We start from the raw sequence: 21,387 nt of genomic DNA, 5'->3' as shown, positions 1-21,387 counted from the left end.
ATCGAAACGGCGTCAATGCGCCTTCACGCGGACGGGGCTAGCTGGGTGTCGGCGACGTGCGTGCGCAATTGCGCGCGCACCGCGGCCAGCGTGGCGGCGTCCTGGCCGCGCTTGGGAATGATCACGCCCTGCAAGGTGCCCAGAATGACGTAGAGGTGCTGCGGGGTCTCCTCGACGCGCCGGATATCCGACCACTCCATGCGCCCGGAGGCGCGGGTGGTGGTATCCAGAATGCCCTCGGGCCCGAAGTCCAGTTGATGCCGGCCCAGGAACAGATCGTCGGGCTGCTTGTTCAGCATGCGGCGCGTGTTCATTCGGACCAGCGGCGGCAGCGCGAACTCATAGGCCAGCGCCAACAGCACCAGAATGCCCAGGCCCACCGCCAGCCCTTGGAAGTACACGGGCAGCATCTGGGACCAGTTGGGCCCCTTGCCGTCCCAGGTCTGCCAGACCAGGTAGGCGAAGAGCGCCACGATCATCAGGATGCCAAAGCGCAGGTGCGACCGGTAACGACGGCGGCGCAGCTCGGGCCGCCGGTACACATAGGCAGCGAACTCGGCGTAGTCGTCGGCGGTCATGTCGACGGTCATGCGGGCGGAGTCGGAGGCGGGGTCGGGCACGGTGGACGTCATCAGATGTCCAGCTCGGCCAGGTTGCCCTTTTCCTCGATCCAGGCGCGGCGCTGCGAAGACTCGCCCTTACCCATCAGCATGTCGAACATGCGGGTGGTGTCTTCCGGGGTCTGATCCCCGTAGCCCACGGGCAGCAGGCGGCGCGTGTCCGGATTCATGGTGGTTTCCCAGAGCTGTTCCGGATTCATTTCGCCCAGGCCCTTGAAGCGGCTGACCGCCCAGGCGCCTTCGCGCACGCCTTCCTTGCGCAACTTGTCTTGTGCGGCTTCAAGCTCGCCTTCGTCCAGGCAATAGATCTTCCTGGCCGGGCGCTTGCCCTGGGCGGGCACATCCAGGCGGAACAGCGGCGGCTTGGCCACGTACACGTTGCCGGCTTCAACCAGCTTGGGAAAGTGCTTGTAGAACAGGGTCAGCAGCAGGACCTGGATGTGCGAGCCGTCGACGTCAGCGTCAGACAGGATGCAGATGCGGCCGTAGCGCAGGCCGGACAGGTCGGGCGTGTCGTTCGGGCCGTGGGGGTCCACGCCGATGGCCACCGAGATGTCGTGAATTTCGTTGTTGGCAAAGAGCCGGTCACGGTCCACTTCCCACGAATTCAGCACCTTGCCGCGCAGGGGCAGGATGGCCTGGAATTCCTTGTCGCGCCCCATCTTGGCGGAGCCGCCGGCGGAATCGCCCTCAACCAAAAACACTTCAGTGCGGCTGGCGTCGCTGGATTCGCAATCGGTCAGCTTGCCCGGCAACACCGCCACGCCGGAACTCTTGCGCTTTTCAACCTTCTGGGCCGAGCGCTGGCGCGCCTGCGCCTGGCGGATGGCCAGTTCAGCCAGCTTCTTGCCGTATTCAACGTTGCTGTGCAGCCAGAGGTCCAGCGCGCTCTTGGAAAAACCGCCCACCAGGCGCACGGCGTCGCGGCTGTTCAAGCGTTCCTTGATCTGGCCCTGGAACTGCGGGTCCAGCACTTTGGCGGACAACACGAAACTGGCGCGGGCGAACACGTCTTCGGGCAGCAGCTTCACGCCCTTGGGCAACAGGCTGTGCAGTTCGGCAAAGCCCTTCACCGCGCCGAACAGGCCTTCGCGCAAGCCGGATTCATGCGTGCCGCCGGCTGGCGTCGGGATCAGGTTCACGTAGGACTCGCGCACGGCATTGCCGTCCTCGGTCCAGGCCACCACCCACTGCGCGCCCTCGCCTTCGGCGAAGTTCTCGTGATCAGCCCCGGCATACTGCTGGCCTTCGAAGAACGGCACCATGAGTTCAGCGCCGGTCAGCGCCTCGGCCAGGTAACCGCGCAGGCCGTCTTCGTATTGCCAGGTCTTGGTGTCGCCGCTTTTTTCATTGACCAGCGTGACTTTCACGCCCGGCAACAGCACGGCCTTGCTGCGCAAGAGATGGGTCAGTTCGCCCAAGGGGATGTTGGGGCTATCGAAATATTTGGCGTCGGGCCAGACGCGCACACGGGTGCCGGACTTCTTGCGGCCTCCCTGGTCGTACGGGGCCAAGGGTTCGGCAACATCGCCGCCCTTGAACACCAGGCGGTTGACCGCGCCGTCGCGCCAGACCACGACTTCAAGCCGAGTCGCCAGCGCATTGGTGACGGAAACGCCCACCCCGTGCAGGCCGCCCGAGAATGCATAGGCGCCGCCGCCCGCCTTGTCGAACTTGCCGCCCGCGTGCAGGCGGGTGAAGACCAGTTCGACGACGGGCGCGCCTTCTTCGGGATGAAGGCCGACGGGGATGCCGCGGCCGTCATCCTCAACGGACACGCTGCCATCAATATGCAGCGTGACCTGGATCTGTTTGCCGTAGCCGGCCAAGGCCTCGTCTGCGGCGTTATCAATGACCTCCTGCACAACGTGCAGGGGGTTTTCGGTGCGGGTGTACATGCCCGGGCGCTGCCGCACGGGCTCCAGCCCCTTCAGGACGCGAATGGACGCCTCGGTGTAACGTGGAGTGGCCAAGTTATCCCCAACATCTGTGGAAAAAAACCGACATTTTACGGATAAGCCTAGATTCCGCGCGGCTCCCGGTGGGTTGCGCACGACCTGACCAGTTCCGAATTCGGTAGGATGATGACAGTCACAGCCAGCGCGTCAGGGCAGAATGACCCGGATCACAATGACTGCGCCGCAACATCCTACACAAAACCAGCAAACCCTGTTGTTATTAACAGTGGTATGCCTGTTGTTATTGACAGTGGTATGCTTTAATCCATTCCACATACAAGAACAACGGCAAGGCGCGTCTCTTTACGCGCCTTTTGCTGCCGAACCGAGAATCACCATCATGAGCGACCAAATCAAGAACGTCAGTGACGCAAGCTTCGATGCCGATGTGTTGAAATCCGGCCAGCCGGTGCTGGTGGACTACTGGGCTGCCTGGTGTGGCCCCTGCAAGATGATTGCCCCCATCCTGGAAGAAGTCGCCACCGAGTACGCGGGTCGCCTGACGATCGCGAAGCTGAACGTGGACGAAAACCAGGGTACCGCCACCAAGTACGGCATCCGCGGCATTCCCACCCTTATGCTCTTTAAAGACGGCCAAGCCGCCGCCACCAAAGTTGGCGCGCTGTCGAAGTCGCAACTCACCGCATTCCTGGACGGCGCGTTGTAAACTGCGTGCTGTGAAAGGCGCCGCCCCGGAGGCGGCGCTCATTCAATACCGCGCGAGCCCGTCCGTGGCGCGCCGCCAGAACCCTCCTTTACTTTTCCCCCACATTCACCGCGATGCACCTCAATGAACTGAAGGCGCTGCATGTCTCGCAGCTGCTCGAAATGGCCGCTGGCCTGGAAATCGAGAACGCCAACCGCCTGCGCAAGCAGGAGCTGATGTTCGCCATCATGAAACGGCGCGCCAAGCAAGGCGAGCAGATCTTTGGCGACGGTGTCCTGGAAGTCCTGCCTGACGGCTTCGGTTTCCTGCGCTCGCCCGAGACCTCGTATCTGGCCAGCACGGACGACATCTACATCTCGCCCTCGCAGATCCGCCGTTTCAACCTGCACACCGGCGATTCCATCGAAGGTGAAGTGCGCACGCCGAAGGACGGCGAACGCTACTTTGCATTGGTCAAGGTGGACAAGGTCAACGGCGTGGCGCCCGAAGCGATCAAGCATCGCATCATGTTCGAAAACCTGACGCCGCTGCACCCGAACCGCACGATGCGTCTGGAACGCGACATCAAGAGCGAAGAGAACCTGACGGGCCGCATCCTGGATGTGTTCGCCCCGATCGGCATGGGCCAGCGCGGTTTGATCGTCGCCAGCCCCAAGTCCGGCAAGACGGTGATGATGCAGCACATTGCGCATGCCATCACCACCAACTACCCCGACGCCGTCATGATTGTCCTGCTGGTGGACGAGCGCCCGGAAGAAGTGACCGAAATGCAGCGCACGGTGCGCGGTGAAGTGGTGGCGTCGACCTTCGACGAACCCGCTACCCGCCACGTGCAAGTGGCTGAAATGGTCATCGAAAAGGCCAAGCGCCTGGTCGAAATGAAGAAAGACGTCGTGATCCTGCTGGACTCGATCACCCGTCTGGCCCGCGCCTACAACACCGTGGTGCCGGCCTCCGGCAAGGTGCTGACCGGCGGTGTGGACGCCAACGCCCTGCAACGCCCCAAGCGCTTCTTCGGCGCGGCCCGCAACCTGGAAGAAGGCGGTTCGCTGACCATCCTGGGTACGGCGCTGATCGAAACCGGCAGCCGCATGGACGAAGTCATCTACGAAGAATTCAAGGGCACGGGCAACTCCGAAGTCCACCTTGAACGCCGCCTGGCTGAAAAGCGCGTCTATCCGTCCATCAACCTGAACAAGTCGGGCACCCGCCGCGAAGAACTGCTGATTGCTCCCGACCTGCTGCAAAAGGTCTGGGTGCTGCGCAAGTTCATCCACGACATGGACGAAGTGCAATCCATGGAGTTCATCCTGGACAAGATGCGCGCCACCAAGACCAATGCCGAATTCTTCGACATGATGAAGAAGAAGTAAGCTGGCTTCACGTCAAAAATAAACCGCCTAAGGGCGGTTTATTTTATTGAGGGCTACCGGAGCGTGGCGGCCGCAAGTACGACATCAGTGCTCGATGAACTCCGGTATGCGGCTGCGAGCCGGGGCGTTGGCGGGACGCGGCGTATGCTTGGGCGGCTCTTTACCAGCGTCGGTGCCCGGGCCGGCGCCCTTGCCCGAGGTCTCAATTGGCTCGATCTGCGGATCGTCCCAGTTACCCGTCACGGAATATTCCATGGTCATGGCGCGCGCCAACGGCTGTTTCAACAACCATTGCGTGACAAATGCGCCCAGGCCGATCAGCGGGTTCACCGCCAGCGCCGTCACCATGGCTGCGCCGCTGGCGTCCAGGTTTGGAATCACCACGGCCTTCAGGTCCCAACGTTCGTGGATAAGGTTGACCCCGCCCGCCAAGACGATGGTTGCCACGGGTCCGTTGATCTTGTAGCCCTCGGTAGACATATTGCCGTCCGCCATCTTCACGTGGCCGCGAATGGTGTCGAACGGAAAGCCATCGCGCAGCAGATTGGTGGGGTTGACGTCCAGCCGCGCCAACCGTTGCAGTGATTGCAGCGACAGCAGTTCCAGCAGGCGCGCCGTGCGGGAATTCACGTGCATGAAGCGGCCCTTATCCAGGCTGACGGTAACCTCACCGCCAATGTCCGCAATATTGTGGGTCCATGGCAGGTTGCGCCAGGTTGCCTTGCCTTGGGCCGTACCCGAGCCTCCGGACACCACGCCATCGAAGCCGATTCGCGTCATGAACTTGCCCAGATCCGAGAAGCTGGCGTTCGTGTCCACGCTCAAGCCACGGTCCGGCCCTTCCAGACGCCAGCTTCCCACGGCGTTCAAAGTGGCCGCGTCGTTGGTGATGGTCAGCTTGTCCAGCCGCCATTGCCGGCCACGCGCAAGGTTCGTGCCCACCACCTGAAGCTCGCCTACATTCTTGCCGTACAACAGGAATTCCTTGGCCTGCAGGTCGATGGCGGGGATATCCGACAGGTCATTGCCAGACGCCAGGGCCTTGTCGGCCTCGTTGGTATCGCCCTCGCCCCCAAACGACAGGTGCTTCATCCGGGCAGTAATCTGGCCCGCGATCGCCCCGGACGCTTCCCGCCATTCCAACGACCCCGCGGCCTGACGCGACTGGATGTCCACCCGCCATTGCGACGGCCCCGGGCGCATTGCATACAGCGTCAGGTCGTTCAAGGTGTAACCGCTTGCGCGTAAGATGCCGGTGGCAAGGCTGATGCGCTCCGGCTCGGGAAAGACCGGCTTGGCCGCGGCTTTCCGGCCCCCGCCCTTGCCCGCCGGCGCCTCGAAGCCGTCCACCACCGTTTCCCAAGTGTCCATATCCAGCTCGGGCAGGCTGGCGTTCAGGCTAAGCCCCCGATCCGGCAAACTGGCAGGTCGGCCAATGCCCAGCGCGCCACGAGCGAAGTACGATGCGCCACCGCCCGCGTCCCGCTCAAACAGCGCATTGACGTCTTCGCCCAGGCTGGCCGTCAGCCAGCGCCGGTCTTTTGCACCGCGATCCTCCGCTTTACCCCACTGCAGCTTCAACATACGCGCCGACGAGGCGGCCTTGCCCACTGGCGCCGGCATGTCGATCGCCAGGCCCGCCAGATCGGTTTCCATGGAAATATCAACCGAACCGCCCTTCTGGTAACCCAGCCGGCCCTTGTAGCCCGTCTTGCCGGAAAATCGCGACATGGAAGGCGTATTGCTCAGTTGCGACAAGCCGTCCCCCGTCAGCGCCCCCTCGAATTGCAGCACGTCCGAATTTTTCGCCAAAGTGCCGAAGATCTTGACCGGCCCGCCCAGGAACTGCCCACGGATCTCCTTGGTGCGCACCCCTTTTTCAGAGAACTCCAGGTCGCCATGCAGGCCTGTGAGCAGCGGCATTTCCGGCATGAACGTAAAGCTGTTGTCCTCGAACAGGATGTGGCCCTGCACTTCGGTATTGTCGGTGTTCAACAGCGGCACTTTCAGCTTTATCGGCACGCGCCAGTCGCCGGTGCCGCGCGCCTCATCCAGCGCGCCGTCCAACAAGCCGCCCAGGGGGGAATTGGCCGCCATGGCGAGATACGCGGAAACGGGGCCGGCGGTCTCACCGTCCAGCAGCAGTTCGGCACCATCATCCATGTTCGGGATCGTGGCCGTCACCGCGCCAAGATTCACCACCTGTCCCGGCCCGGTCTGCGCGGTCGCGCCACCCGCGCTGTCCAGCGTCAGACTTACCTTGTCAATGCGGAAATTGCCCGACAGGTTCTCCAGCACGGGCCAGCCTTTGTGGTGCGAACCCGGCGGCGCGTAGTCGACCTTGGCGCCCGCATATGCGCCGGCAATGACGAATTCGCCGCTGGCATCCGGCGCGGCGTAGGGAAAGTCATCCAGGTCTCCCCTGAGCGTGATGGCAGCCGAACGCATTTCCCCCGCCGGCAACCCAACCGCCAGCCACTCGCGCGCGTCGGCATTCACCTCAAGCGGCAGATATCGATGGATGGCCGGCATGGCGCCGCGCACCATCGTGCCGCGCATATCGACACTACCCGCCGCGGTTTTGCCTTCCGGCTTCCATTGCCCCTGCACGCGCACGTCCAGGTCATCGTTCACGACATGCGCTTGCGCAACGTCGACAAACCAATGATCCGCGTCCGGCCCCTTTACCTGCGCATCCACGGATAGTTCGCGCGCGGCCAGGGTCGGTTCCTGGAACACGCCAGGCAGCGTTACCCGCAACTGTTGCACCGCCCCCTTGATCGACAGGTCCGCAGCGCCGACACTGCGCGCCAGCGGCACCCCATCAAGTTGAACAAAGTCGCCCGGCAGCCCCTGCACGCGAAATTGCGCCGACGCGCCTTGTACGGCCGGCCCGTCCTTGGACGCCACCCAGTCCACGCCTCGCACGGCAACATCAGCCGTCAGCACGGTGAACTTGCCGCGATCCAGTTGCAGCCAGGCCCGACCGGCGATCCGTCCCGCAATCACAGGCGCCTGGACCCAAGGCGCCCAGGACTGCGGTTCGACATCGTCCAGTTCCGTATAGAGCTGGCCGCTCCAGTTTGCCGGGTTGGCGGCATTGGCGGCGAACAGGCCGCGGTTGAATTCCCCGCGCAATTCCACCCTGCGAGCCAGGGCCTCGCCGGCCGACGCCCGCAACACAAAACGGTGCGACAAGCTGCCATTGCGCATCAAGAAATCAACGCCGGTCAGTGGCAGCGGAGGAGCCCGGCGCAGGTCGTCTTGCCAGACGATCGTTGCATCGTTGATCAGCAGTTCGCGCTGCCGCACCAACCATTGCAAGGCCGGGTGATCCAGATCGGACTGATGGTCCTTGGCGTTCAAGTCGATATTCTGCCCCGCCACCCACAGGTGGTTCGCGGCATCGCGCCGCAAGGTCAGCTCGGGCTTTTCGACCTGCAAACGCACCAGTCTTGGCGATAGCGTCAGCACGCTGCGCCAGGCCAGCACAGCGGAAACGGAAGGCAGGGACAGCACGGGCGTTGCGTCGTCGTGGTCGACGACCTGCACAGCGGTGAGATCCAAGCGTGGATTCAGGCCTTGCCAGTTGGCCTGGATGCCGCCGATGGTGACGCGAGCGCCCAAGGCCTCGCTGGCGTACGCTTCAATTTGAGGGCGCCATTCACCCACGCGAGGCAGCACCCAGTAGCGCACGCCCAAAAACCCCGCAGCCGCCACGCAATAAACGATCAACACGGCCCAGAATAGGCAGCGGATCACGCGTCGCGCGCGCGGCGTGGGGGCTTTTTTTGAAACAGACACGGATCGGTGGGCAGGAGAATATGTCTTGCGGTATCGTCCCCACTTATACCTGAAACGCGCTCATCCGTCTGCCGTCCCAACACCATGTCCACGCCCTCTTTGCTTGCCCCCGCTCTTGCCTGGTCCGGCCACTTGCGCCGCCGCCTGGACGCCCATCCCGACCTGGCCGCGTGGCTGGCGGATGCCGTGCAACAGCCCGTCACCGCCGCCAGGATGGCCCAATGGCAATCTGAACTGGCCGGGCCCGACGCGCCGTCCACCCTGCCGCTGGACACCTGCCGGATGGTGTTGCGCAAATTGCGCGAACGCGTGTTCAGCGTACTGATCGTGCGCGACCTGTCCGGCCAGGCCGACCTTGAAGAAGTGGTGGGCGCAATGACCACGCTGGCCGACATCGCGGTGGCGCAAGCCTACCGCAGCGTGGCCGCCGAGCTGGCCGCGGTGCACGGCGTGCCGCGCGACCCCGCCACCGGCAAGCCGCAGGAAATGCTGATCGTCGGCATGGGCAAGCTGGGCGGCTGCGAGCTGAACGTGTCTTCCGACATCGACCTCATCATGCTGTATGGCGAAGAAGGCGAAACGGACGGCCCGCGCCGCATCAGCCATCACGAGTTCTACGGCCGGCTGACGCGGCGCATGATGCCGGTGATTTCGGAAGTGGACGCCAATGGCCAGGTATTCCGCACCGACCTGCGACTGCGCCCCGACGGCGACGCGGGCCCGCTCGCCTGGAGCCTGGACGCGCTTGAGCACTACCTGATCGGCCAGGGGCGCGAATGGGAACGCTATGCCTGGCTGAAGGCCCGCCTGATGCCCGCGCAGGCGTTTGAAGGCAGCGACAGCGCCGCGCAGGCTCGCCAACTGGAAAGCCTGCGCGTGCCGTTCGTCTATCGAAAATACTTCGACTTCGATGCGCTGGCCGCTTTGCGCGCGCTGCGTGAACGCATCCGTCAGGACTGGCAGCGCCGCGCCATGGCGCGCAACGGCATCGATAGCGCCAACAACATCAAGCTGGGCGACGGCGGCATCCGCGAAATCGAATTCGTGGTGCAGCTTGCCCAATTGATCCGCGGTGGCCGCATGCCCGCCCTGCAAAAGCGCGGCCTGCTGGAAGCCCTGCATGCCGAGCGCCTGGCGGGCCTGGTGCCCGAGGAAGACGCGCGGCGTCTTGAAGAGGCCTACCGCTACCTGCGCCGCACCGAACATGCCTTGCAGTATCGCGAAGACGAGCAAACCCACCTGCTGCCGGGCGACCCCGCGCAGCGCGCCGCACTGGCCGCCGCGCTGGGCATGAGCCCGGACGACTTTGAAAGCACGCTGGCCGCGCACCGCAAATTCGTGTCGCAGACCTTCCGCAACGTCTTCCGCATGGTCGGCATGGGCGACGCGGAAGACACCGGCACGTCCACCGACGGCGCCAACGACACCGACGAATCAGGCAGCGAGTGCGAGCTTGCCGAACAGATCCGGCAGGCCTTTGGCGACGAAGCCCAGGATTTGCTGCGGCGTACCGAAACGCTGCTGGGCAGCCATCGGGTACGCAGCCTGCCCGAGAGCAGCCGCCGCCGCATGGAAGCCCTGCTGCCGGCCGCCTTGCGCGCGGCTCGCCAGACCTCGGCGCCGCTGAATGCGGCAGTGCGCCTGTTTGACCTGATCGAGAAAATTGTCCAGCGCAGCGCCTATCTGGCGCTGCTGGCCGAATACCCCGACACGCTGGCGCGCGTGGCGCGGATGGTGGCCGCCAGCCCCTGGGCCGCGCAGTACCTGACGCAGCATCCGCTGCTGCTGGACAGCCTGATCGACTGGCGCACGCTGTTCGAACCGCTGGACTTTGCCCAGATCGCGCGCCAACTCAGCGCCGACCTGGATGCTTGCCGCCTGCCCGATGGCGCCCCCGACGTCGAGCGGCAGATGAACCTGATGCGCGACGTGCAGCGGCAGGCCAGCTTCCAACTGCTGGCGCAGGATCTGGAAGGCGAGCTCACGGTGGAGAAGCTGGCCGACCAGTTGTCGGCGCTTGCCGACCTGCTGCTGACCGAAACCATTCACCGCGCCTGGCCGCTGGTGAACAAGGTGGAAGGCGCCCCGCCGCGCTTTGCCGTCATCGCCTACGGCAAGCTGGGCGGCAAGGAACTGGGCTATGCGTCCGACCTGGATCTGGTGTTCCTGTTTGACGATCCGCGTGAAGATGCCGCCGAGGTCTACGCCAAGCTCGGCCGCCGCATGACGTCCTGGCTGTCCACCATGACTTCGTCGGGCCGGCTGTACGAAGTGGATCTGCGCCTGCGACCGGACGGCGACGCCGGCCTGCTGGCCGTTTCGGTCGAGGCCTTCGAGCAGTATCAGCACAAGCACGCCTGGGCCTGGGAACACCAGGCGCTGACGCGCGCCCGCCACGCCGCGGGCGATGCCCAGGTGGGCGCCCGCTTCGAGCAGATCCGCGAAGCGATTCTGGTGCAGCCCCGTGACCCCGCCGCGTTGCGGGACGAAGTGCTGGCCATGCGCGAAAAGATCAACGCCGGCCATCCCAACACCAGCCAGCAGTTCGATCTGAAGCATGACCGTGGCGGCATGGTCGATGTGGAATTCGTGACGCAGTACCTGGTGCTTTGCTATGCGGCCACGCACCCCGTGTTCGTGAAAAACCTGGGCAACATCACCTTGCTGCGGCTGGCGGGCGAAGCCGGCTTGATTGCGCCCGAACTGGCCGCACGCGCCGCCGACGCCTACCGCAGCTTGCGCCGCGTGCAGCACGAAATGCGCATGCAGGGCGTGGAAAAGGCGCGGGTGGGGCCGGAACAACTAGTGGCCGAACGCGCGGCCGTGCGTGAACTCTGGGAAGCGGTGCTCGGTAGCGGCGCTACGGAAAAGAGCTAGGAAAGAACCAAGAGGCAGCGCCAAGGCCCGGCCCGGCGCCCCCAACTCGCGGTAAAATAAGGAGTTTTCCGCCTTTTTTGCCGCACGCCAGCCATGTCCGAACTCGTCCGCCCCAAGCTTGACCTTCCCGCCGGCCGCCGCAAGGTGCTGATGCACTCGTGCTGCGCGCCCTGTTCCGGCGAGGTCATGGAAGCCATGACGGCTTCCGGCATCGACTACGCGATCTACTTCTACAACCCGAACATTCATCCGGTCAAAGAGTACGAGATCCGCAAGCAGGAAAACATCCGCTTCGCCGAACAGCACGGCATCGAGTTCATCGACGCCGACTACGACATGGACAACTGGTTCGACCGCGTCAAGGGCATGGAAGACGCCCCCGAACGCGGCGAGCGCTGCACCGCCTGCTTTGACATGCGCTTTGAGCGCACCGCGCTGTACGCGCACGAACACGGTTTTGACACCATCACCAGCTCGCTCGGCATCTCGCGCTGGAAAGACATGAACCAGATCAACGGCTGCGGCGAACGCGCGGCGGCCCGCTACGATGACCTGATCTACTGGACCTACAACTGGCGCAAAGGCGGCGGTTCGGCCCGCATGATCGAAATCAGCAAGCGCGAAAACTTCTACCAGCAGGAATATTGCGGCTGCGTCTATTCGCTGCGCGACACGAACCGCCACCGCCGCGCGCAAGGCCGCGACCGCATCCACATCGGTGTGAAGTTCTACGGCAAGGAAGACCTGATCAACGAAGAGCAGCTCTGATCACAGCGCTGCATTTGCGTCCTTTTCAGGCGGGACCGGCGCCAGGAGCCCTAGCGCTCCTGGCGCCGGTATTCGGATGGCGATGCCCCGAAGCGCTTGCGAAATGCATGACTGAATCGCGCCGCGTCTGAAAACCCATAGCGGTAGGCAATATCACCAATTTGCCGCGCCGCCTGCGTCGTATCGCGCAACACGTCGCGACAGCGTTCCAGCCGGGCGCCAAGAATGAAGTCAGCGGGCGTGGTGGAGGCCAGCGCGAACAGGTTGTACAGGTAGCGACGCGACATCCGGAATGCCGCCGCCGCGGACGCCGGCGACAGGGCCGGATCATGCAGGTTTTCAAGAATATGCTGCTGTACGCGGCGCAACTGCGCATGCTTCAAACCGGCCTGATCCTGTTCGGCCATGCCTCCCGCCCGTTCGCTGATATCCAGCCCCATCATCTGCAGCACGGCATTGGCCGCGTCGCGCGCGGCGCTTTCCGACAAATGGGCATGCTCGCCCAAGGCCACGCGCAACAGGTCCATGGCCATGCGGCCACAACCCTGCCGCGCACTGAAGCTGCGCGCCACGGCGTTTTGCATATGCGGTTGCCAGGTTTCGGCATGCTTGCCCGGCACCTGCATCACCAGAAAATGCGCGCCGTCATCTACATCGACTTCATAGGGGCGTGTGGTGTCGTAGATGCTCCATTCGCCCGGCATCAGCAAGGCCGTGCGGTTGGATTGGCGAATTTCGCTTCGGCCAGCCAGTTGCAGCGTGACCTTGTAGCCAGCTTCTTCGGACCGCCCCGCCAGCAGCTTGCTGCGCCGCACGCGCTGCGCGCTGCTGCGCAGTTCGCTGACGTGCATCCAGCCCAAAGCGTCCACCGCCACGCTATTGCGGAAGCGCGACGGAAACACCGCCGACACTTCCAAGGGCACAAAGGTGCTGCTGATGCTTTCCTGCCAACTGGCGCAGTCCAGGAAATGCCTGGGCGGACTGTGCAAAAGCGATGATGACATGGCGACTCCGGCGTCTCGAAACGGCGTGCCTTTTGTGCCTTGAACGGCAAGCCCTGCGGCACAGCTACAGCGTTGAATGGAATGCTGCCTCTTTCTAGCACCGCGCTTGGGCAGGGAATATCCGTGACAACCCCTAAGTTCTTGCCGGGCTAGGGTTTTCTGTCGCTGCCGTAAGAATATGCAGACAAGCTGAAGCCCATGGACGACAGTTTGTTGGCCAGATCATGGCGCACCGGCACCACATCGTCGTACCGCCGCGGGCGCGCCACGGCCACTTCGGCTTCGGTATAGGGCGCAAAATCGGCCGGCAATTGCGCGGCGCTGAACTCCGTCAGCACCCAGTTCAGCACGGCCGCCAGCTCGGCATTGCTGAGCTGCGAATGGGCGGCGCCCGGCACGCGGATCAGGTATTCGCGGCCCTCGGGCAAGTGCACGAACGCGCCCACGGACTGGCGAAAATCCGGAATGCCATGCGGGTTGCTGCCCCGCCCGTCCACTCGATGGCATCCTGCGCATTGCAGGACGTAGTCAGCGCGCACGGCCTGCCGCAAGCGGGCGGTCGTGGACGCATCGTCCGCTGCTACCGCCTGCCCCGCAACCAGCAGCAGGACTGCAACCCCCGCGACCCCGGCGGCCCAGGGCCGCCGACGTCCCGTCATTCGCCGTTTGCCACCTGGCCTCATGGCTTGGCCGGCGCCTTCGCCTGGGGTTTGGCCAAGCCCACGATCACCGATGTGGTGCAGTGGAAGATCGACGATTCATTGGACATGCACCAGTTCACGTCGTTGTGCAGGAACATCTGATAGCCCGGACGTTCACGTTCGGCCGCCGCGCACATGCACTTGCCGCACGCCGTTTTGCCGCAGCAGTCGTTGTAGCTGATGAGATAGTCCTTGCCGTCCAAGGGGTTGTGGCATGTGCCCACCCACGATACGGCCGATGGCGAAGTGCCGGGCGGGCACGACGTCATGCTGCCGCCGCAGCACGAACACAAAAAGCCGTCCACCGCGCAGTAGCGCCAGTAGTCGCACGCCGTGTCGTCCATTTGCGGCTTCTTGCCGGCCGCGGGCGCCGACCGCGCCACCGGCAGCACCGGCACCAGGAAGGCCGTGCCGACCAACAGTTTGCCGATGCGGTTCAGCACGCTGCGCCGCGACGTGGCGTGCGCAACCGAGCGCGTGGCGCGCTCTCCAAGTTTATCCAGCCAGTGCATTGCCACTCTCCTTGCGGGAAATCCGGGTCTCGTCCAGCGTGCCCGCGGCCAGAAAGTCCTGCACCGACGCCACGCCCAGTTCCTTGGCCGTGAACAGGCTTTCCAACTGCTCGCGGGAATTGATCAGGCCCTTGGCGCGCAAGGTGCCCGTTTCGTCCAGCAGCACCGCATAGGGCAGCTTGCTGATCTGGAACTTCATGCCCAGCTCGGTGGACAACAAGTACGGAAAGCGCTCCAAACCGGCCTGCTTATAGAACGCCAGATGATCGGGCATCTCGCCGTCACTGGCCAACACGATGCGCAACCACGCGCTTTCGGTATTGGCGACCGACTTCAAGATAGGCAGCAGCTTTTTGCACACCGGGCAGGTTGGCGACAGGAAAAACAGCAACTGACTGTGCTGGCCACGTTCACCGATCGTGATGCGGCGCCCAAGCAGGTCGGGCAAGGCGAAACGCGGCGCGGCCTCGCCCACGGCGGGGCCCTTGTCCATGGTCAACGCGCCCATCGGCGCCACCCGCTCGTACAACACGCCGATCTGCCGGGACAGCGCCAGGATGACCAGCACCAGGCACAGCACCACGCCCCACAGCAGGAAATTGGAAATGATCAAGGCATCCATATGAAACTCCTTCAAAGATTCCGCAGCTTGAGATGCGAGGCCAACAAGTGATTGGCGGTGAAGTACAGGCCCACGGCGGTCATTGCCAGGCCGAACACGGCGGCGGCGTCCGCCCATTGCAGGCTGCGCGCTTGCCCCGCCAGGGACGCAAGGGCTGGCATTGCCCATAGCGCCAGGACGCCGTTGCGCAGCACCAGCCACCAGGACAAGCCCACTTGCGCGCCGCCCGCTGCGCGCGAAGCCGGCCCGCCGCAACCGCAATCAATATCGCGATGCCCGCGCGCCAGGTTGTATGCAAGCGCCGACGTCGCCACGGCCAGCACCCCCAACGCCAACAGAGCGCCCGCGGCTTGCTGCCCGGGTATCAGCAGCAACACACCCGCCGCCAACTCAGCCAGCACGTAGCCGCGCGCGAACATGCCGCCCCAGCTTGACGGCAGGATGTCGTAGGCCGACACCGCAGCCGAGAACGCCGTCATATCCTTCATTTTTTCCAGCGCGCCCAACAGCAGCACGCAGGCCAGCGCGGCGCTCGCGCCATAGAACAAAACGGGGTCGTTCATGGCGCCCCCTTGAATGGCTGCGGCTCGACCTGCAGCGCGGTTTCGCCTGCTGCCTGGATGGTGGTCTTGAATACCGGTGCGGCCGGCGCGGCGTCAAAGACGCTGACGTTGCCGCCGTCAATGGTGAACAGGCGCGGCTTGTCGTCCTGCGATACCGACATCGACAGCGCGCCTTTGCCCGGTACGCGCGCCACGCGCTTGCGCGATTCCAGGTCATAGACCCAGATCTCGGCGGCGGGTGTTTTATGCGTGCCTTCCGCGCCGTTCGGATGCATGCCCACGTACAGCCGCTTCAGCGCGCGGTTGACGGCCAGCAGGTTGTAGCCGCCCGGCCGCCAGCCCTGGTCCTTGCCGGAGGCGTCCAGCAGCGACCATGGCTTGCCGAAACTGACTTCCTTGCCGCTGAAGTCGGCGGTGTAAACGCTGCCGTTGTAGGACACGAAATAGAAGGTGTCGCCCAGGTTCTCGGTGTGCGTGAAGATGGGGTCTTTTTCCAGGTCGAACATCGGCTGGCTGCGGTGCTGGGCGGCGGGCTTGCCGGCCGCGTCCAGGTCGATGGTCAGCAGCGCGCCATCGCCGCATATCGTGGTGAAACTGCGCGGGCGCGAAGGCAGCGGAATGACGCTCCAGCACCCGGCCGCGGCCGTGATCTCGTCGGCGAACTGGCGGGTCTTCACGTCCACCACGGTGACCGAGGTAGCGGGCGTGGCGTTCTGCACGAACAACAATTCACCGTCGGTGCTTTGGCGCAGGTAGTTGCGGTAATTCAGCGCTTGCGCGCGCTTTTGCGGAATGGGCACCTCGTACTTGGGCGTCAAGGTTTCGGCGTCCCAGGCTTCGATGACGTCGGTGCGCTTGCCGCGATTGAGCCGCTCGTAATAGGTCGTCATGACATAGATGTCGCGGCCGTCGGACGACACCGTCATGTGGCCGTTGAACGACGTCGGCACCAGCCCCAGGAATTTGCCGGTATCGCCGTCATAGATGTTGACCCGGCTGTCGACCAGGTGGTTGAAGGCCGCGTCCATGACGTACAGCCGGTGCGCCGTGGCCGGGGGCAAGCGGGTGCCACCCTTGAGTTCCTCTATGGGCAAGTCCGCCCAGGCTAGGCCCGAGGCGCTGGCCAAGGCGGCGCACAGCGCCCAGCGGCCCGCCCGCAACGCTCGTGATCTGGCTCGACGCGCAATCATCGATATTCTCCTGGTGTCATGTGATCCGATTCCCTAGAACGCGTAGACGTAGCGCAGTTGCACGCCACGCATGCGCGGCCCATTCTCGACCTTCAGGTCGTGGATGTACTGCATTTGAATCTGGTTGGCGTCGTTGATCTGGTGCGTGAGTTCAAGCGCCACCTGGTGATTGCGGGCCCGGGTTGCCACCGTTTCCCCGGATGCGGTTTCGCGCCCGCCCGTCTCGTAGCGGTAGCGGATGCCCGTATAGGTGTCCGGGGTGAGATTGGTCGAGGCCAGCGCGAAGAAGCGGAACGACGGGTCTTTCTTCAAGGTCTGGCCGTACCAGTCGGTGTTGCGGCCGTAGATTTCCACTTCGGCGATCGCTTCCAGATAGGTGGATTCGCCCACCCCTTTGACGAATGAAAAGTCCTGGATGGTTGACCATCGATTCTTGCCGGGCGACACATCGGGCCGCGAACCGTCGTAGCGGCCCACCGGCGCCACGATGAAGGGCTCCCAGGCGAACCAGGTCTTGGTCTGCTCGTTGTTGTAGAGCCAGATTGCCGAGCCCAGCGTCACATCGCCAATGCCGGTTTGATGATCGCCAGGCACGCCCGGCAGGTCCAGCGACGTGCGGTACATGGGCACGATGAATTCCAGTTGCACCGTCTTGCCGTAGAAATCACGGTAGTGCATCTGGCGATAGACCAGCGCGTTCACGTCTACCGACGCATCGCCGACCCGCTTGCCCTCCGAGTACAACCCGGACGAGCGCAGGCCGGCCAGATAGCCCGCCACGATATTGGTGCCCACCGGCGCCGGGATCCAGTCGCGCGCGCTGGGGTCACCCGCCCAAGCCGGCTGTAATGCACCCGCCCCTGCCAGCGCCAGCGCTGCGCCCACCCGGGCGCGGCCGTATGTCTTGCCTGCCATCCACTTCCCCTTGGTTGTCGCGAACGCGCCGCCGCCGGTATGCCCCGGCTTGGTCAGCGCTGCCCGCCGTGCTAATACGCGATGCAAACAGACTTCTTCTCTAGATACATCTCAAGCACGGCCCGACCATGTTCGCGGCCGACGCCAGATTGCTTGAAGCCGCCAAACGGCATGTTGGGGTCCAGCATGTTGTGGGTGTTGACCCAGACGGTGCCCGCGTCAATGCGCGGGATCAGGCGTTGAACGCGAGTCAGGTCGTTGCTCCAGATGCTGGCGCCCAGGCCGAAGGCGCTGTCGTTGGCCAGACGCACGGCATCGTCCAGGCCGTCGAAGGGCTGCGCGACGACGACGGGTCCGAAAATTTCTTCCTGCGCGATGCGGGCTTGTTGCGGCACATCCGCAAACACCGTGGGCCGCACGAAGTAGCCTTCGCCGTCGCCGGCCACGCCCCCCGTCAACACGCGCCCCCCTTCGGCACGGCCGATGCCGATATAGTCCATGACGCGCTGCTGATGCCGCGCCGAGATCAGCGGGCCGATCTGCGTGGCCGGGTCGAAACCGGACCCCAAGCTCATGCCGGCGGCCACGTCGGCCAAGCCCTGCACGACTTTGTCGTAAAGGCCGCGTTGCACATACAGACGCGAGCCCGCCGTGCACACCTGCCCCTGGTTGAAGAAAATGGCCGCGGCGGCGCCTTGCACGGCGCGGTCGACGTCGCAGTCGTCCAGCACGATAACGGGAGACTTGCCGCCCAGTTCCAGCGACACCCGCTTCATGTCGTCCATGGCGGCCCGCCCGATCAGCTTGCCCACTTCGGTAGAGCCGGTGAAGGCGATCTTGTCGATGCCCGGATGCGCCACCAGCGCGGCGCCGGCCGTTTCGCCACGCCCGGTGATGACGTTGACGACGCCGGGCGGAAAGCCTGCTTCAAGCACGAGTTCGGCCAGCCGCAAGGCAGTCAAGGGGGTTTCCTCGGCGGGCTTGAGCACCACCGTGCAGCCGGCTGCCAGCGCGGGTGCGATCTTCCACACCGCCATCAGCAACGGGAAGTTCCACGGGATGATGGCGCCCACCACGCCCACGGGTTGCGCTAGCGTATAGGCGCTGTATTGGACGCCAGGCGGGAAAGGAATCGACAGCGACAAGGTATCGCCCGTGATCTTCGTGGCCCACCCGGCCATGTAGCGCAGCCATTGCGCGCCCGCTCCCACTTCCAGGCCCTGCGCAATACCCAGCAGTTTGCCGTTGTTCAGAGTTTCCAACCGGGCCAGTTCGGTGCCGTGCTGTTCCAGCAAGTCAGCCAGCTTGAGCAGCAGGCGTTCACGGCCGGCGGGCAGCGTGTCGCGCCACGGCCCGGACTCAAAAGCGCGCCGCGCGGCCTGCACGGCCAAGTCCACCTGGGCGGGGCCCGCATCGGGTTGATGGGCAATGACGCGGCCCGTGGCCGGGTCGTACACCGGGATAGGCTGGCCCTGCCCTTCGTGCACCGGCTTGCCGTCTATCAGCATGAATTCCCGGATGGCGGCCAGTTCCGGACGGTCGACCGTGGCACCTGCGCTTGCTGAAGACATCTGAAAGCTCCCACGAAAAGTGTGGAGCCAGAATAGCAACGGGCTTTATCGCTGGCTTGTCGGGCCGTGCATGGGGATTTGTCATTCTGCGCACGGGGACATGCCAATGAAAAGGCCGGGCAGACCACGCATTGCGCGTCCTGCCCGGCCCGTCGCGCGCTCGCTTGGAGCTGCGCGCCAGATGCGGTGGATCAGTCCAGCATCAACACCGTGGCGCCGGTGGTCTTGCGCGATGCCAGCGCGGTCTGCGCTTCGCCGACCTGTTCCAGGCTGTAGCGCTGGTCGATGCGGACCTTGATCTTCTTCTTCAGGACCAGGTCAAAGACTTCCTTGGAGGCGGCTTGCAGCTTTTCCAGGGTGTTCACATGCACGCCCAGCGACGGGCGCGTGACGTACAGGCTGCCCTTCTGGTTCAGCACGGCCAGGTTGACGCCGGCCACGGGGCCGGACGCATTGCCAAAGCTGACCATCAGGCCGCGCGGCTCAATGCAGTCCAGCGAGGTTTCCCAGGTGTCCTTGCCCACGCCGTCGTAGACCACCGGCACTTTCTTGCCCTTGGTCAGTTCCAGCACGCGCTCAACCACGTTTTCGCGCGAGTAATCGATGGTTTCCCAAGCGCCGTTGGCGCGCGCCAGTTCGGCCTTTTCCGGGCTGGACACGGTGCCGATCAGCTTCACGCCAAGCGCCTTGGCCCATTGGCACGCGATCAGGCCCACGCCGCCCGCGGCCGCATGGAACAGAATGGTCTCACCGCCTTGCAGGCGATAGGTCTGGCGGAACAGGTACTGCACCGTCAGGCCCTTGAGCATCAGCGCGGCGGCCTCGTCAAAACCAATGCCCTTGGGCACGGTGACCACTTGATTGGCCGGCACGTTGCGCGCCTTGGCGTAGGCGCCGATGGGGCTTTGGCCATAGGCGACACGGTCGCCCTTTTTCAGGTGCTTGACGTCGGCGCCCACGGCCGTGACCACGCCCGCGGCTTCGAAACCCAGGCCGTGCGGCAGCGGATGCGGGTACAAGCCCGTGCGGAAATAGATATCGATGAAATTCAGGCCAGCGGCGTGCTGCTCAATCGTGACTTCATTGGCGGCGGGCGGCGGAACTTCCACGTCAACCAGCTTCAGGACTTCGGGACCACCGTGCTGCTCGATACGAATTGCCTTGACGAGATTGCTGGCCATGCTGGCCTCCTTTCAATGGAAATGATGCGAATAAATCGGGAAAACCAGGCTTTAACGCGACGGCGAATCGGCTGCGCGCTTTGCGTCGGATACCGGCCTGCCGGCGCCGCCGCCCATCAAGGCGAACACACCGGTCAACACCAGCGCGGTTCCCGCCAACTGCCACAAGGTAATGGGCTCGTTCAGGAACCACGACGCCAGAAACAGCACGGACACCGGCCCCACCATGCCCAGCAATGATGCCGTGGGCGCACCAATCAGCGACACCGCCCACATCAGCATGAAGACCGGCACCACGGTGTTCAACGTGGCGTGGATCACCGAATACCCGTACACACCCGCCGGCTGAAGCAGCATTGACGGCGGGTGGATCAAGAAAAACTGGATGATGCAGGCCACGCATGAAACCAGCATGGCGTAGGCTACCAACCGCGTCGGGCCGACCCGCTTGATCAGTTCGCCGGAACAAATCAGGTAAACAGAATAGCTTGCCGCCGAGCCAAAAACGAACAAAGACCCTAACAGCACCTCGCTCCCGCCACCAAAGGACAGGTCGTGGGCAAACACCAGCACCACACCGGCATACGACAGCACCATGGCCAGCCATTGCCGGCGTTCGATGGGGCGCTTGAACCAGAACGCGGACAGCAGCACGACAAGGGATGGCGACAGGAACAGAATCAACCGTTCCAGGCTTGCGGTGATGTAGCGCAGGCCCAGGAAGTCCAGGAAGCTGGACAGGTAGTAACCCAGCAGTCCCAGCACGATGACCTGGACGCGCTCTTTGGCGGTCATCGTCACGATCTCGCCGCGCGCGGCGCGGCGTGACTGATGCCAGGCCACCGCCGCGAAGAAGGGCATCGCAAACAGCATGCGAAAGGCGATCAGCGTGACCGCGTCGATGCCATATCGGTAGGTGAACTTGACCACAATCGCCTTGGCCGAAAACAGCACCGCGCCCAGCATTGCCATCAGGATTCCGGCCGCGCGGCCGGACGGAAGAGAGGATGGCAAAAGCTTGGCGATACGATTCATGCGATGATTTTAGATTCAGTGCAACG

The 21,387-nt window shown here is 64.1% G+C and carries 17 protein-coding genes; 4 read left to right on the top strand and 13 right to left on the bottom strand.

The window, feature by feature from the left end; translation table 11 throughout:
• Positions 1–23: 23 nt before the first annotated feature.
• Both WBR68_RS29505 and parE read right to left on the bottom strand, forming a co-directional pair.
• Positions 24–632 (bottom strand): YcxB family protein, encoded by a 609-nt coding sequence (locus WBR68_RS29505; protein ID WP_230696009.1) that lies wholly within the window; start codon positions 630–632, stop codon positions 24–26.
• On the bottom strand, positions 632–2,593 hold the full coding sequence (parE, locus tag WBR68_RS29500) for a DNA topoisomerase IV subunit B (RefSeq protein ID WP_127183962.1): 1,962 nt from the start codon (positions 2,591–2,593) through the stop codon (positions 632–634). The genes WBR68_RS29505 and parE overlap by 1 nt, the downstream gene beginning before the upstream one ends.
• A gap of 325 nt (positions 2,594–2,918) precedes the next feature.
• On the opposite strand from parE, the gene trxA reads away from it, so the two are divergent.
• On the top strand, positions 2,919–3,245 hold the full coding sequence (trxA, locus tag WBR68_RS29495; RefSeq protein WP_006218534.1) for a thioredoxin TrxA: 327 nt from the start codon (positions 2,919–2,921) through the stop codon (positions 3,243–3,245).
• A 113-nt stretch (positions 3,246–3,358) separates the two neighbouring features.
• Positions 3,359–4,618, top strand: a complete 1,260-nt coding sequence (rho, locus tag WBR68_RS29490; RefSeq protein ID WP_006218533.1) for a transcription termination factor Rho — start codon at positions 3,359–3,361, stop codon at positions 4,616–4,618.
• A gap of 84 nt (positions 4,619–4,702) precedes the next feature.
• Here the strand turns inward: rho and WBR68_RS29485 are convergent, their stop codons facing one another.
• Complete coding sequence (locus tag WBR68_RS29485) at positions 4,703–8,380, bottom strand: YhdP family protein (RefSeq protein ID WP_230696008.1); 3,678 nt, start codon at positions 8,378–8,380, stop codon at positions 4,703–4,705.
• Positions 8,381–8,506: 126 nt separating this feature from the next.
• Between WBR68_RS29485 and glnE the strand changes: the two genes are divergently transcribed.
• Together glnE and WBR68_RS29475 are read left to right on the top strand one after the other, a co-directional pair.
• On the top strand, positions 8,507–11,299 hold the full coding sequence (gene glnE / locus WBR68_RS29480; RefSeq protein ID WP_230696007.1) for a bifunctional [glutamate--ammonia ligase]-adenylyl-L-tyrosine phosphorylase/[glutamate--ammonia-ligase] adenylyltransferase: 2,793 nt from the start codon (positions 8,507–8,509) through the stop codon (positions 11,297–11,299).
• 93 nt (positions 11,300–11,392) lie between these two features.
• A complete protein-coding gene (locus tag WBR68_RS29475; protein WP_050449079.1) occupies positions 11,393–12,067 on the top strand; it encodes an epoxyqueuosine reductase QueH in 675 nt (224 codons plus the stop codon).
• A 50-nt stretch (positions 12,068–12,117) separates the two neighbouring features.
• On the opposite strand, the gene WBR68_RS29470 is transcribed toward WBR68_RS29475, so the two are convergent.
• From WBR68_RS29470 to WBR68_RS29425, 10 genes are all read right to left on the bottom strand, one after another.
• Positions 12,118–13,071 (bottom strand): AraC-like ligand-binding domain-containing protein, encoded by a 954-nt coding sequence (locus tag WBR68_RS29470; protein ID WP_050449078.1) that lies wholly within the window; start codon positions 13,069–13,071, stop codon positions 12,118–12,120.
• Between the two features lie 149 nt (positions 13,072–13,220).
• Positions 13,221–13,730: a c-type cytochrome gene (locus WBR68_RS29465; RefSeq protein WP_230696006.1), complete on the bottom strand. Its 510-nt coding sequence runs from the start codon at positions 13,728–13,730 to the stop codon at positions 13,221–13,223.
• A gap of 20 nt (positions 13,731–13,750) precedes the next feature.
• Positions 13,751–14,284 carry a methylamine dehydrogenase light chain gene (locus WBR68_RS29460; RefSeq protein ID WP_127183958.1) on the bottom strand — a complete coding sequence of 178 codons (534 nt, stop codon included), beginning with the start codon at positions 14,282–14,284 and terminating at the stop codon, positions 13,751–13,753.
• Positions 14,268–14,906, bottom strand: a complete 639-nt coding sequence (gene mauD / locus WBR68_RS29455) for a methylamine dehydrogenase accessory protein MauD (protein ID WP_230696005.1) — start codon at positions 14,904–14,906, stop codon at positions 14,268–14,270. Before mauD ends, WBR68_RS29460 begins: the two co-directional genes overlap by 17 nt.
• An 11-nt stretch (positions 14,907–14,917) precedes the next feature.
• Positions 14,918–15,469 carry a MauE/DoxX family redox-associated membrane protein gene (locus tag WBR68_RS29450; protein WP_050449074.1) on the bottom strand — a complete coding sequence of 184 codons (552 nt, stop codon included), beginning with the start codon at positions 15,467–15,469 and terminating at the stop codon, positions 14,918–14,920.
• Entirely contained in the window at positions 15,466–16,659 is a 1,194-nt protein-coding gene (locus tag WBR68_RS29445; RefSeq protein WP_230696004.1) for an amine dehydrogenase large subunit, read from the bottom strand. Before WBR68_RS29445 ends, WBR68_RS29450 begins: the two co-directional genes overlap by 4 nt.
• Positions 16,660–16,692: 33 nt before the next feature.
• On the bottom strand, positions 16,693–17,574 hold the full coding sequence (locus tag WBR68_RS29440) for a transporter (RefSeq protein ID WP_230696003.1): 882 nt from the start codon (positions 17,572–17,574) through the stop codon (positions 16,693–16,695).
• 71 nt (positions 17,575–17,645) lie between these two features.
• The gene (gene styD, locus WBR68_RS29435) at positions 17,646–19,145 is read right to left on the bottom strand and encodes a phenylacetaldehyde dehydrogenase StyD (RefSeq protein ID WP_127183956.1); all 1,500 of its coding nucleotides are present in this window, start codon (positions 19,143–19,145) and stop codon (positions 17,646–17,648) included.
• A gap of 191 nt (positions 19,146–19,336) precedes the next feature.
• Positions 19,337–20,326, bottom strand: a complete 990-nt coding sequence (locus tag WBR68_RS29430; protein ID WP_230696002.1) for a quinone oxidoreductase family protein — start codon at positions 20,324–20,326, stop codon at positions 19,337–19,339.
• 51 nt (positions 20,327–20,377) lie between these two features.
• Positions 20,378–21,361: a DMT family transporter gene (locus WBR68_RS29425; protein WP_050449070.1), complete on the bottom strand. Its 984-nt coding sequence runs from the start codon at positions 21,359–21,361 to the stop codon at positions 20,378–20,380.
• Between the last annotated feature and the right edge of the window lie 26 nt (positions 21,362–21,387).

The sequence above is a fragment of the Achromobacter sp. JD-1 genome, from assembly GCF_038594925.1.
Lineage (GTDB): Bacteria > Pseudomonadota > Gammaproteobacteria > Burkholderiales > Burkholderiaceae_B > Achromobacter > Achromobacter spanius_C.
Note: the sequence above shows the minus strand (reverse complement) of the source record. Positions and strands in the feature narration are given on the sequence as shown.

What these genes read in the sequence shown, in the direction of transcription:
- WBR68_RS29505 (WP_230696009.1), bottom strand. Translation starts at nt 632, where the DNA reads ATGACGTCCACCGTGCCCGACCCCGCCTCCGACTCCGCCCGCATGACC.
- trxA (WP_006218534.1), top strand. Translation starts at nt 2,919, where the DNA reads ATGAGCGACCAAATCAAGAACGTCAGTGACGCAAGCTTCGATGCCGAT.
- rho (WP_006218533.1), top strand. Translation starts at nt 3,359, where the DNA reads ATGCACCTCAATGAACTGAAGGCGCTGCATGTCTCGCAGCTGCTCGAA.
- glnE (WP_230696007.1), top strand. Translation starts at nt 8,507, where the DNA reads ATGTCCACGCCCTCTTTGCTTGCCCCCGCTCTTGCCTGGTCCGGCCAC.
- WBR68_RS29475 (WP_050449079.1), top strand. Translation starts at nt 11,393, where the DNA reads ATGTCCGAACTCGTCCGCCCCAAGCTTGACCTTCCCGCCGGCCGCCGC.
- WBR68_RS29470 (WP_050449078.1), bottom strand. Translation starts at nt 13,071, where the DNA reads ATGTCATCATCGCTTTTGCACAGTCCGCCCAGGCATTTCCTGGACTGC.
- WBR68_RS29465 (WP_230696006.1), bottom strand. Translation starts at nt 13,730, where the DNA reads ATGACGGGACGTCGGCGGCCCTGGGCCGCCGGGGTCGCGGGGGTTGCA.
- WBR68_RS29460 (WP_127183958.1), bottom strand. Translation starts at nt 14,284, where the DNA reads ATGCACTGGCTGGATAAACTTGGAGAGCGCGCCACGCGCTCGGTTGCG.
- mauD (WP_230696005.1), bottom strand. Translation starts at nt 14,906, where the DNA reads ATGGATGCCTTGATCATTTCCAATTTCCTGCTGTGGGGCGTGGTGCTG.
- WBR68_RS29450 (WP_050449074.1), bottom strand. Translation starts at nt 15,469, where the DNA reads ATGAACGACCCCGTTTTGTTCTATGGCGCGAGCGCCGCGCTGGCCTGC.
- WBR68_RS29445 (WP_230696004.1), bottom strand. Translation starts at nt 16,659, where the DNA reads ATGATTGCGCGTCGAGCCAGATCACGAGCGTTGCGGGCGGGCCGCTGG.
- WBR68_RS29440 (WP_230696003.1), bottom strand. Translation starts at nt 17,574, where the DNA reads ATGGCAGGCAAGACATACGGCCGCGCCCGGGTGGGCGCAGCGCTGGCG.
- styD (WP_127183956.1), bottom strand. Translation starts at nt 19,145, where the DNA reads ATGTCTTCAGCAAGCGCAGGTGCCACGGTCGACCGTCCGGAACTGGCC.
- WBR68_RS29430 (WP_230696002.1), bottom strand. Translation starts at nt 20,326, where the DNA reads ATGGCCAGCAATCTCGTCAAGGCAATTCGTATCGAGCAGCACGGTGGT.
- WBR68_RS29425 (WP_050449070.1), bottom strand. Translation starts at nt 21,361, where the DNA reads ATGAATCGTATCGCCAAGCTTTTGCCATCCTCTCTTCCGTCCGGCCGC.